The sequence below is a fragment of the Candidatus Schekmanbacteria bacterium genome, from assembly GCA_003695725.1.
Lineage (GTDB): Bacteria > Schekmanbacteria > GWA2-38-11 > GWA2-38-11 > J061 > J061.
The window spans coordinates 1-12,004 of record RFHX01000106.1 but is presented as its reverse complement, the minus strand read 5'-3'; the positions used below and the strand labels follow the sequence as shown (position 1 = coordinate 12,004).

The following is a 12,004-nucleotide window of genomic DNA, read 5'->3' as shown; positions in this document are numbered from 1 at the left end:
AATGATTATAGAAGGAGAGCAAAAAGAGAAGAAGAGCTTTATTAGAAAGAGAAGGAAGAAGAATTATGGAATACGTTAGAATTTTTGATACAACATTGAGAGACGGTGAACAGGCACCGGGCAATAGCTTGAATATAAAAGAAAAGTTGATTATGGCCCGGCAATTGGCAAAACTTAAAGTTGATATAATAGAAGCAGGATTCCCAGTTGCTTCAAAGGGGGATTTTGAGGCAGTCAAAGAAATTGCCCAGAAGGTTAAAGGCCCCTATATAGCTGGATTGGCAAGAGCGGACAAGAAAGATATAAAAACTGCTTGGGAGGCAGTCAAATATTCCTCGAAGCCTTTGATTCATACCTTTATTGCAACTTCTGAAATTCATATGAAATATAAGTTGAAGATGACAAAATCGGAGGTTCTTAAAAGAGCAGTACAAGCAGTAAAATATGCAAAATCCTTTACTCCTGATGTTGAATTTTCAGCAGAAGATGCTTCAAGGTCTGACTTGCCTTTTCTTGCTGAAGTAATTGAAGCGGCTATTGATGCAGGCGCGGTGACAGTCAATATTCCCGATACTGTTGGCTATTCGATGCCAGAAGAATTTGGCAGTATCATCGCTTATTTGAAGAATAATGTTCCAAATATAGATAGGGCAGTGATTAGTGTGCATTGTCACAATGACCTTGGACTTGCAGTGGCAAACTCATTGGCTGCTGTCAAAAATGGGGCAAGGCAGGTGGAATGCACTATAAATGGAATAGGAGAAAGGGCAGGCAACGCTTCGTTGGAAGAGTTTGTAATGGGGCTTTATGTGAGAAAAGACCTTCTTCCCTTCAAAACTAAAATAAAGACGACAGAACTTTACAAATCGAGCAGACTTCTTTCTAGATTGACAGGAATTTTTGTTCCTCCAAATAAAGCGATTGTTGGAGATAATGCTTTTGCCCATGAAGCCGGAATTCACCAGCACGGTGTTTTGAAGAAAAAAATGACTTATGAAATAATGAAGCCGGAGACAGTCGGTGTTAAGGAAAGCCATTTAGTATTGGGTAAACATTCTGGCAGGCACGCCCTTCGTAAACGCTATGAAAAGTTGGGCTATGATTTAACTGATGAGGAATTGGAGAAGGCATATAATATCTTCAAAGAACTTGCTGATAGAAAAAAGAAGATCTTTGATGAAGACCTCGAGATCATTATCGATGAGCAAGTGAGAAGCTATAAGGAAGTTTTCAAGCTTGTTGGAGTTCAAGTATTAAGCGGCACTAGAGTTACTCCTGTTGCAACAGTTAGTGTAAAAAAGGGGAAAAAACTATATGTTGAGTCATTGTCCGGTTCTGGACCTGTTGACGCTGCATGCAGGGCTATTGAGAAGATAACAAATATAAGCGGGAGACTGTTGGATTATTCCGTGCGCTCGGTTTCAGCCGGCAAAGATGCAATTGGGGAGATTTTTGTTAAAGTGAAATTTAACAATGATTCAATTTTTGCAGGTAAGTCGTCCAGCACAGATATAATTTTTGCCAGTGTCAAAGCATACCTCAATGCTTTGAACAAGTACCTGTCAAGTGAAAAAGGCAAAAAAGTGCTCAAAGGTTTTTAGCTGATCCAAACCATCTTCAGACAGTAATTTTTAAGAAAGAGGAAGTTTATGCTTATGGGAATGACGATAAGCCAAAAGATACTTGCTGACAAAGCGGGGAAAAAAGAAGTTCAGCCTGGCGAAATTATCAGTGCAAAGGTAGATGTAGCCCTTGGAAATGATATTACAGCGCCTATTGCCATTAAGCTTTTTGAAAAGTATGAGGGGAAAAAACTTTTTGACAATGAAAAAGTAGTTTTTGTTCCAGACCATTTCACACCAAACAAAGACATCAAGTCTGCTGAACAATGCCGTATTTTACGTGAATTCGCAAAAAAACATAATGTAAAGTATTACTTTGAAATTGGACGAGTAGGAATCGAACATGCCCTTTTACCTGATAAGGGAATAGTTTTGCCGGGTGACCTTGTCATAGGTGCTGATTCCCATACTTGCACTTATGGTGCCTTAGGCGCCTTTTCTACTGGAATAGGAAGTACAGACCTTGCCGCAACAATGATGACAGGAGAGATATGGCTAAAGGTGCCTGAATCGATTAAGTTTGTTTACAATGGGAAGCTCCAACCATTCGTATCAGGAAAGGATTTAATCCTTTATACGATAGGTTTGATAGGAGTTGATGGAGCAAATTATAAATCAATGGAATTTACAGGGGATGTTATTGATAATCTTCCTATAGACGGAAGATTGACAATGTGCAATATGGCAGTTGAAGCAGGCGCAAAAAATGGAATTATAGCTCCTGATGAAACAACATTGAAATTTGTTGATAAAAGAAAGAGAAGGGAATATTCAGCTTATCAAAGCGATCCTGAAGCTGAATATTCAGATGTCATTGAGATTGACTGCAGTAATTTGGAGCCTCAAGTGTCGCTGCCTCCATCTCCGGGAAATGCAAAATCAGTCAGGGAATTGTCAGATATTTTCGTTGATCAGGTTGTAATTGGCTCCTGCACGAATGGAAGATTGAGAGATTTAGAGGAAGCTGCTGCAATTCTTAAAGGTAAGAAAGTCAATCCTAATGTTCGCTTGATTATTTTTCCTGCAACTCAGGAAATATATAGTGAAGCATTAAAACGGGGGCTTATTGAAATATTTATTGATGCAGAAGCAGTTATTGGTCCTCCAACTTGCGGGCCATGTCTTGGTGGCCATATGGGTATTTTGGCAAAAGGGGAAAAATGTGTTGCAACAACAAACAGAAATTTTGTTGGGAGAATGGGACATCCTGAAAGTGAGGTATATCTGGCAGGACCATCCGTTGCTGCAGCTTCTGCCATTACAGGAAAGATAACCCATCCGGAGGAGGTAGTGTGAAATCACTAAAGTTTAAGGGTAAAGTTTTCAAATATGGAGATGATGTAAATACTGATGTCATTATTCCAGCGAGGTATTTAAACACAAGTGACCCAAAAGAGCTTGCCGCGCATTGTATGGAAGATATTGATGATACTTTTGCTTCCAATGTGAAGGAAGGGGATATTATAGTTGCGGGAGAAAATTTTGGATGCGGCTCTTCGAGAGAACATGCTCCTATTTCGATAAAAGCTTCCGGTATTTCCTGTGTCATTGCCAAATCCTTTGCAAGAATCTTTTACAGAAACTCTTTTAATATTGGTTTGCCTATAATAGAGTGCCCGGAAGCGGCAGACAATATTGAGTTTGGCGATCTTATCGAGGTTGACTTGGAAGAAGGAATAATTAGGAGAGTTTCCGATAATAAACTCTTTAAACCGAAACCCTTTCCTGACTTTGTAAAGGAGATAATAGTGAAGGGTGGTTTAATGGAGTATGTGTCATCAAAACAATCATAAAAAAGAATCCTTCATATAGAGAAAAATAATATGGCAAAGAGAGTTTTTTTATCTCGATATGGAGATGTTCTTTCTTCATCTCTCAAGGTATTAAGCCCTTATTCAGGTGATTGATGATGAAAATGTATTTTGCACTTGCATTACATTTTCATCAGCCTGTTGGAAATTTCGATTATGTACTCGAAAGGGCTTATCAGAATTCCTATCTTCCTTTTGTCGAAACACTGAAAAAATTTCCTTCCATTAAAGCAAATCTCCACTTGTCCGGATCTCTCCTTGAATGGATAGAATTGAGACACAGAGAATTTTTTGATGATTTGTCTTTACTTACAAATAGGGGACAGGTTGAACTTATATCAGGTGGCTTTTATGAACCGGTTCTGACGGCAATCCCCGAAAGAGATGCAATCGGACAAATTGAAATGCTTTCAGACTATTTGAAAAAAAATTTTTTTTTCAGTCCTAATGGAGCGTGGATCGCAGAAAGAGTATGGGAACCTTACCTTCCTAAAATATTGAGCAACGCCAAGATAAGATATACTATTCTTGATGATACTCATATTATGAGAAGCGGCATTGCCGTTAAAGATATAAAAAATTATTACATAACAGAGAATGACGGTCATAGAATATTCGTTTTCCCTACTGATAAGGAACTGAGATTTTCGATTCCCTTTAAAGAAATAGATGAAGTCATAAGCTATTTAAAGAAACCGTTGGATGAAGGGGAGAATGAATATCTTTTTACCTATGGCGATGATGTTGAAAAGTTCGGAGAATGGCCGGGCACCTATGAATTAGTATATAAAGAGAGATGGCTTGAAAAATTTTTTCACGCATTAGAAAAAGATAGAGGACAAATAGAAACTGTCAAATTTAGCGACTTTCTTCAAATTAAGAGTCCACAATCAGAGGTTTATATTCCGGAATCATCCTATGAAGAAATGATGTTGTGGTCTCTTTCAGATGATTCTCGAAAATTGAAGGACTCAATAAAGGAAAAAATCAAAGATGACAATGAAATGGTGAAATTTGTAGATGCTATGGCAGGCGGCTTTTGGAAAAATTTTTTTGTCAAATATCCTGAATCAAATCGGATGCATAAAAAATTAATCTATATTAGCGAACAAGTAGAGAAGGCAGGAATTTTTTACGGTAGAGAAAATGATGACACTAAAAACAAGATTTTGAAATCTTTATATAAAGCTTCCTGCAATTGCGCTTACTGGCACGGCCTCTTTGGTGGAATTTATCTTCATCATATAAGGAGTGCTGTTTATAAGAATTTAATCGATGCACAGCGCTTTTTAGATGAATATTCGGGAAATTCAAGCTCTAAAATTGAAGTTGAAGAAGAGGATTATGATTTCGACGGGAAAAATGAGGTCATTCTTTCAAACAACAATTTGTCTCTTTGGATAAATCCATCATATCGTGGTTCCATTGTGGAAATCGACTGGATGGAGAAAGGAATGAATGTCTTGAATGTCTTGACAAGGAGATATGAACCCTATCATTCAGAGATTGGAAATCAAATAAAAAAGGTAGACGAGATAGTGTATATGGGAGACGAAGAGAATTTTTTCTATGACAAATTTTATCGTACATCTTTTACTCATCTGTTTTTGGAAGAAGATATTTCATACACAGATTTTATTAGTAATAGTGAAAAGATTTGGAGTTTAAATAGGGGGATTCAGGAGTTCGACTATTTAATTAAAAAAAGAAATAAGGTTGCAGAGGTTCTACTCATTGGGAAAAATAATAATCCTGCAATTCCAATTTTGAAAAAAAGATATTTTTTGGAAGAAGGGAAAAATTTTTTTTCATTCCTCTGGGAGATTGAAAATGTTGAAGACTCTTATGAGAATAAAAAAATTGCATTGGAAATAAATTTATCTCTTACATCAGCAGATTCTGAAGGGAATAGATTCCTTTTATTTAAGAATCGAAATAATAGTATGGAATATGATTTCAAATCTTTGTTTGTTGTCCAAGAAATTAGCAAATGTAAAATTGAAAGCAAATGTGACTCCGCAGAAATCTCAATAGAATTTTCACAGCCCTGCAGTTGTTATTCTTATCCGCTCAAAACAATATCGCGTTCAGAAAGAGGATTTGACTTTATCTATCAGGGCACTTGTCTGATTTTTGTTTGGTCTATTGCTAAACTCAATGAGCATAAGATTGAAGGAAGCATGCAATTTCTTGACGAAGATTCAAAATGATGATTTATTAATGTCCATTTTTTAATATGCAACAAAAGATGGAGAGCGATTAATGAGGAAAGAAAAGATAGTTGTATTACCCGGCGATGGGGTTGGCCCAGAGGTGGTAGAAGGCGCTATCGAAGTATTGGACGCTGTTGGGAAAAGATTTCAGATAAAATTTGATTATGAAGAAAAGCTAATAGGTGGTATTGCAATCGATAAAAGAAGCACCCCCTTGCCTGATGATACTTTGAAAGCATGCAAGGAATGTGGAGTGATACTCTTGGGGGCCGTTGGAGGACCTAAATGGGATAAACTAACAGGCAAAATGAGGCCTGAATCAGGACTCTTGGAAATAAGAAAAAAACTTGGTCTTTATGCAAATATCAGACCTGCAAAAATTTTCCGTCCTCTAATATCTTCGTCTACATTAAAAAGCTCTGTCCTTAAAAATGTGGACTTTGTCGTTGTACGTGAATTAAATTCTGGAATCTATTATGGAAAACCTCGCGGCATAAAAAAAGAAAAAAAAGGGAAAAAAGCTTTTAATACGATGGTTTATGATGAAGCTACGATAAGACGAATTGCAGAAACGGCATTTAAAATAGCAGAGAGGAGAAAAAGAAAAGTTGTATCTGTTGATAAAGCAAATGTCCTCGAATGTTCACGTCTTTGGAGAGATGTAGTTGAAGATGTGCATAACAATTTTTCTCATATTGAGTTGTCTCATATGTATGTAGACAATTGCGCAATGCAGATTATAAGAGATCCTGCACAATTCGATGTTATTCTTACACCTAATCTTTTTGGTGATATAATCAGTGATGAAGCCGCAATGATAACAGGATCTATAGGTATGCTCTCTTCGGCAAGTATCGGGGAAAAGGCAGCTTTGTATGAACCGGTCCATGGAAGCGCTCCTGATATTGCAGGCAAAGACATTGCGAATCCATTGGCAACAATTCTTTCAGCGGCGATGATGTTGCGATATTCATTATCCTATGAAGAAGAAGCATCTGCTATTGAAAGGGCTGTAGAGAAAGTTTTAAAAAAGGGATTTCGCACAAAAGATATTTATAATGGAAGAGGCAAAATTGTAGGAACAAGAAAAATGTCCTCTTTAGTTGCTGAGAATTTGTAAAAAGGGTCCTCTATGCCTTCGTATAGTGAGATTTTAGAGATTAATACAAAAGGATATTGCGACATTGTTGATATAACTGGCAGGGTTGAAAAAGCAGTATATAATTCAAAAATAACGAACGGAATTGTTGTTGTTTTTATACCCGGAGCTACTGCTGGATTAACTACTATCGAATATGAATCAGGCGCTATTCAGGATTTGAAGGAAGCGATTGAAAGAATAGCTCCTGAAAATATTCATTACTCCCACGATGCGCGCTGGGGAGACGGAAACGGCTTTGCCCATGTTCGTGCGGCACTTATCGGTGCTTCTCTGTCAATTCCATTGATAGATAAAAATCTTTCCTTAGGGACTTGGCAGCAAATAGTTTGCATTGATTTTGACAATAGACATAGAAGAAGAAAAATAGTTGTCCAAGTCTGTGGCGATTGAGTCTTTCTCCTTTTGAAGAAAATAGCCCTATAGTTTAGTTTCACAGATTATCTTTTTGTTTTTTTAAATGGAAAAAGTAAAGTATTTTTTCTTCCTTTCCGATAGTGCTTTTAGTCAAAAAATCTTTTCAAATTAAAGATTGGATAAAGAGTTAAACTATTGGCGTATATAACCGAATAAATGAATAACTAAAAATTCAGGGATGAATTGATATGTTTGCTATTATAGGGATTGTAGTAGTAATCGGCTCTATCATTTCAGGTTATCTTTTAGAACATGGAAATCTTTCAGTACTCATTCAGCCAGCAGAATTGATTATTATTGGCGGTGCCGCATTGGGGTCATTAATTGTAACATGTCCTCCCTCAATCTTAAGCGATATTGTAAAAAAGATACCTACTGTTTTTAAAGGCTCCGCATATGATAAAAAAGCCTATCTTGAACTTCTCAATCTCCTATATGATATATTTGTAAAAATCAGAAAAGAAGGCGTTTTACATATAGAAAGTGATATAGAAGCGCCGGACAAGAGCGAACTTTTCAAGAAATATCCTAGTGTTCTTTCCAATCACCATGCTTTGAAGTTTTTATGTGATAATTTGCGTGTCTATATTGTTGGAGTAAAACCCTCTGACCTTGAAGATATGATGGATGTTGAATTAGAGACGCACCATGCTGAGGCAGAAACAAGCCCCTCCATAATTACAAAAGTAGGAGATTCTCTTCCCGGTTTTGGTATAGTTGCCGCAGTCCTTGGTGTTGTTATTACAATGGGTAAAATGGATGAATCTCCGGAAGTAATAGGGCATAGCGTTGCAGCGGCATTAGTGGGAACTTTTCTTGGAATACTTTTGTGTTACGGAATTGTAGGTCCAATAGGAAGCCATCTTGAGTTGAAGGCAAAGGAAGAAAGCAAGTATCTCGAAGTGATAAAATGCTCAATTCTTGCTTTTGCGAAGGAAGTTCCTCCTCAAATGGCTGTTGAGTATGGAAGGCGAGTTCTATATAGTGATACAAAACCGTCCTTCAAAGAATTGGAAGAAAAGGTAAGAAAGAAAAAAGCAGCATAAAAAAGGGTTAAAATATGCCTGAGGAAGGAAGCGGCAATCCAATAATTATCAAAAAGATTAAAAAAACTGTTCATGGAGGCCATCATGGCGGTGCATGGAAGGTTGCATATGCTGATTTTGTAACAGCAATGATGGCACTCTTTCTGGTTTTGTGGCTTGTTGCTATGATGTCAATTCAGGCAAAAAAGGGAGTAGCAGAATATTTTAGAAGCTATTCAATCTTCAAAGGAGACAAAGCAGGCGGCGGAAAAGGAATGTCAGTCCTGCCTGGCGACATAATTTCAGTTGGCGAGAAGGAAGAGCAATCTATCAAAGAAGAAATAAAAAAAGTCAAGATAGCAAATCAGATAGCTGATATGATACAGCAGGAGCTTGGAGAGTTAAAAAATCAAGTTCTTATAAAGGTTACTGATGAAGGTATTCGGATGGAATTGGTTGATAAGATTGGAAGTCCTATGTTTGAATTGGGAAAAGCAAATCTAGTACAAGTTGGAAATAAAATAGTAGATGTTGTTTCTGAAAGTTTAAAAAATATCGATGCAAAAATTATTATTGAAGGACACACAGATTCTTATCAATATTCTGATGAAGATTATACAAATTGGGAGTTGTCAGCCGACAGGGCGAATGCTGTAAGAAGGGCATTAATTAAGAATGGTATTGAAGCATCAAAGATATTAAAAGTCGTAAGTCTTGCAGATACATTGCCATTAAACGAAGAAGACCCTTATGACCCAATAAATAGAAGGGTAAGCATACTTATTGTTGGTTCGAAAAATAAAAAAGATGCAGAGGCAAAAAACAAAAGTATAGAAGTAATATCTAATAAAGACTTTTTAGATGAAGGAGAATTTGCAAGCCTTTTAAAAATCAACAAAGAAAATTCAGAATAATATCCTTTCACATTTTTCCCTTTTTTGTTCTTATATCAGTTATAATTATTCCTGACTTTCTGAGTATTGGAAATGAATAAAGAACCTGTTAAATTTTTAAAAGATTACATCGACTATCTCCCTCATAAAGGCAGAGTTTTGGATATTGCTATGGGAGAAGGCCGTAATGCTATTTTTCTTTCAGAAGCAGGATTTCGAGTTGATGGAGTAGAGATTTCCGAAGATTCAATAAGAAAGGCACTTGCCGAAGCTGAAAGAAGAAAATTAAAAATCAATGTGTTCAGGTGCGACCTTGAAAAAAATGAATTTAATCCTCCTGACGAATCTTATGATGCAATAATCTGTTTTTATTATTTACAGCGCTCATTATTTCAAAGGATAAAAAAATGGCTAAAAAAAGGCGGTATGTTGATGTATCAGACATTTACAGTTGAGAATTTAAAATATCAAGGGAGACCAAGAAATCCCGAGCATGTTTTAAAAGAAAATGAATTGCTGAAATCTTTTTTGGAATTCAGGATTCATTTTTATAGAGAATGCGTTTTGAATGGAGAAACTGCTGTAGCCAGTCTTATTGCAGAAAAATTCTAATTACTTTTCTACTTCCAAATTTCTTTTGCACCATTCATCAAAGCCGCCTGCTAAAAAGGAAACATTTTTGTAGCCAAGCAGTTTCAATGTTTTACCGGCTAATGCGCTTCTGGGTCCTTTAGCGCAGTAAACTACGATTTCTCTTTCTTTATCAGGAACTTTTGTTTCGATGAGGAATTCAAGCATACCGCGTGGTATGTGAAGAGAATTTTTTATTTTCCCCGAATCTAATTCTTCCTTTTCCCTAACATCAAGAATAATCGGAGTATTATTTTTGCTGATAGATTCATTTAAGGATTCTGCCGTTACTGCATCTACATCTTTTTTTGCTTCTTCGATAAGCTCTAAAACAGTCTTTTTTTCCATTGCTTCTATCCTTTCTTCTGTTTTTTAGAGGAACAAAATTGAATAAATTGATATAAATAAAGTGCAGTCTTATCTATATTTAGAGCTAAAAAATATGTCAAATAAAATTATAACCTGTTCAAAGGAAATAAATATTGGAGGCAAAGTTTATTTTGATGAAAATTCTAAATCTATATTGAAGAAATGGAAAATAAGATTTGGAGAAGCTTTTACATTTGCAGATTGCAATGACAATTTTTATAGAGGAAGGCTTGAAAGAGGAGATACAGAGATTTTTGCAACTGTAATTGAAAAAATAGAGGGAAATATAGAATCTCCGGTAAAAATAATTCTTTGTCAGGCATTACCTGCAAAAGAAAGGATGGAATTGATAATTGAAAAAGCTGTTGAGCTTGGTGTCAAAAAAATCGTACCATTTAAATCCGATAAATCTATTACTCTTGAAGAGCGTGAAAAAAAGCAAAGAAAAGCCCATAAGTGGACAGATTTGGTCATTAAAGCATCGAAACAATGCAGGCGTGCTGAATTATTGTCTATTGATAGATTCACCGATTTTGAAACAATTATGAAAGAATATAGAAAAATTTGTGGAAAAATTATTTTCTCCAACTATCATTACGATTTTAGACTATCCGATATTTTGCAGTCATTGAAAGATTGCAAAGAAATTTGTATTGTTATTGGTCCTGAAGGCGGCTTCAGCGAAGAAGAATTAGAATTAGCCAAAAAGACTGGATTTTATGTAGTAAAGGCAGGTGAAAGAATATTAAGAACTGAAACAGCTGCAATTTCGTTAACTGCAATTTTCCAGCATCTGTTAGGTGATTTAAGGTAAGATTTTTTCAATAAAAGAATTATAGAATGTGGGCAAAAAATAAGATAATCATCGATCTCGATAATACATTATACCCCGAGGAGATGGGAATTTTTACCCAAGTAAACAACAAAATAAATCTGTTTCTTAAAGAAAAGATGGGCTTTCAAGAGGATAAGATAGATAACATAAGATTAGAGTATATGCGAAGATATGGAACAACATTGCGCGGCCTTATGGTGAATTTCAATTTAGCACCTGATGAATATCTTAGATATGTCCACGATGTGGAAATTGAAAGTATTCTCAAAAAAGATAATGATTTAGATTTGCTTCTTTCAGAACTAAAAGGGGAAAAGGTAATATTTACAAATGGTGCATCTTTCTATGCAGAGCGAATATTAAACGCACTTGGGATAAAGAGACATTTTTCAAAAATATTTGACATTGTTTCAATGGACTATATTGCTAAGCCACATCCTTATGGATTTGACAAACTAATGAGTAGTTTTGGAAACGGAACTGATTACAATTATCTTTTTATTGATGATATGGCTGAAAATGTGAGTACTGCAAAAAAGAAGGGGATGACTACTGTCTTAATCGACAACTTTTCTAATAAAAGGTTAGGAAGGAATGTAGAAAAGATTGCTGATTATGTTGTTAAAAAAATTCTAGATATCAAGCCCTACCTCGAATCCACTCCTTTTATTTGATTTTTGATTATGATGAATTACAGTTTTTTTATTTCTTCGATTATTTTTTGATATGTTTTTTCAATATATTCAGGCATTACTTTTACATCGGCGATGACAGGCATAAAATTTGTATCACCATTCCATCGTGGTACGATATGCAGATGAAGATGTTCATCAAATCCTGCACCTGCAGTTTTGCCGAGATTGAAGCCGATATTGTAGCCGTCTGGTTTCATAATATTGTTGAGTGTTTTTATAACTTTTTTTAAAAGATTGAACATTTCACAGTATTCTTCATTAGTAAGGGCAGTTATGTCATTTATATGCCTGTAAGGTGCTATCATAATATGTCCATTATTGTATGGATACTTATT

General features: G+C 35.7%; 13 protein-coding genes. 11 read left to right on the top strand and 2 right to left on the bottom strand.

Annotated features, from left to right (window positions below):
• Positions 1-65: 65 nt before the first annotated feature.
• The 9 genes from D6734_04415 (at position 66) to D6734_04375 (ending at position 9,752) form a co-directional block, all read left to right on the top strand.
• Positions 66-1,601: a 2-isopropylmalate synthase gene (locus D6734_04415; GenBank protein RMF96107.1), complete on the top strand. Its 1,536-nt coding sequence runs from the start codon at positions 66-68 to the stop codon at positions 1,599-1,601.
• Positions 1,602-1,655: 54 nt separating this feature from the next.
• Positions 1,656-2,918, top strand: coding sequence for a 3-isopropylmalate dehydratase large subunit (gene leuC, locus D6734_04410; protein ID RMF96108.1), 1,263 nt, complete (start codon positions 1,656-1,658; stop codon positions 2,916-2,918).
• Positions 2,915-3,415, top strand: coding sequence for a 3-isopropylmalate dehydratase small subunit (gene leuD / locus D6734_04405; protein RMF96106.1), 501 nt, complete (start codon positions 2,915-2,917; stop codon positions 3,413-3,415). The genes leuC and leuD overlap by 4 nt, the downstream gene beginning before the upstream one ends.
• A gap of 113 nt (positions 3,416-3,528) precedes the next feature.
• Positions 3,529-5,643 (top strand): DUF1926 domain-containing protein, encoded by a 2,115-nt coding sequence (locus D6734_04400; GenBank protein ID RMF96105.1) that lies wholly within the window; start codon positions 3,529-3,531, stop codon positions 5,641-5,643.
• Between the two features lie 52 nt (positions 5,644-5,695).
• Positions 5,696-6,766, top strand: coding sequence for a 3-isopropylmalate dehydrogenase (gene leuB / locus D6734_04395; protein ID RMF96104.1), 1,071 nt, complete (start codon positions 5,696-5,698; stop codon positions 6,764-6,766).
• Between the two features lie 12 nt (positions 6,767-6,778).
• A complete protein-coding gene (locus D6734_04390) occupies positions 6,779-7,198 on the top strand; it encodes a YjbQ family protein (protein ID RMF96103.1) in 420 nt (139 codons plus the stop codon).
• Between the two features lie 212 nt (positions 7,199-7,410).
• Positions 7,411-8,268, top strand: coding sequence for a flagellar motor stator protein MotA (gene motA, locus D6734_04385; protein ID RMF96102.1), 858 nt, complete (start codon positions 7,411-7,413; stop codon positions 8,266-8,268).
• A 14-nt stretch (positions 8,269-8,282) separates the two neighbouring features.
• Positions 8,283-9,161 carry a motility protein MotB gene (locus D6734_04380; protein RMF96101.1) on the top strand — a complete coding sequence of 293 codons (879 nt, stop codon included), beginning with the start codon at positions 8,283-8,285 and terminating at the stop codon, positions 9,159-9,161.
• Positions 9,162-9,233: 72 nt separating this feature from the next.
• Entirely contained in the window at positions 9,234-9,752 is a 519-nt protein-coding gene (locus D6734_04375; GenBank protein RMF96100.1) for a class I SAM-dependent methyltransferase, read from the top strand.
• Here D6734_04375 and D6734_04370 read toward each other — a convergent pair whose 3' ends face one another.
• Complete coding sequence (locus D6734_04370; GenBank protein ID RMF96099.1) at positions 9,753-10,118, bottom strand: sulfurtransferase; 366 nt, start codon at positions 10,116-10,118, stop codon at positions 9,753-9,755.
• A 94-nt stretch (positions 10,119-10,212) separates the two neighbouring features.
• Between D6734_04370 and D6734_04365 the strand changes: the two genes are divergently transcribed.
• Both D6734_04365 and D6734_04360 read left to right on the top strand, forming a co-directional pair.
• Positions 10,213-10,953, top strand: a complete 741-nt coding sequence (locus D6734_04365) for a 16S rRNA (uracil(1498)-N(3))-methyltransferase (protein ID RMF96098.1) — start codon at positions 10,213-10,215, stop codon at positions 10,951-10,953.
• Positions 10,954-10,979: 26 nt separating this feature from the next.
• Entirely contained in the window at positions 10,980-11,648 is a 669-nt protein-coding gene (locus D6734_04360) for a pyrimidine 5'-nucleotidase (GenBank protein ID RMF96097.1), read from the top strand.
• Between the two features lie 17 nt (positions 11,649-11,665).
• On the opposite strand, the gene D6734_04355 is transcribed toward D6734_04360, so the two are convergent.
• The coding region (locus tag D6734_04355) for an HIT domain-containing protein (protein RMF96096.1) at positions 11,666-12,004 on the bottom strand (339 nt) is incomplete at its 5' end.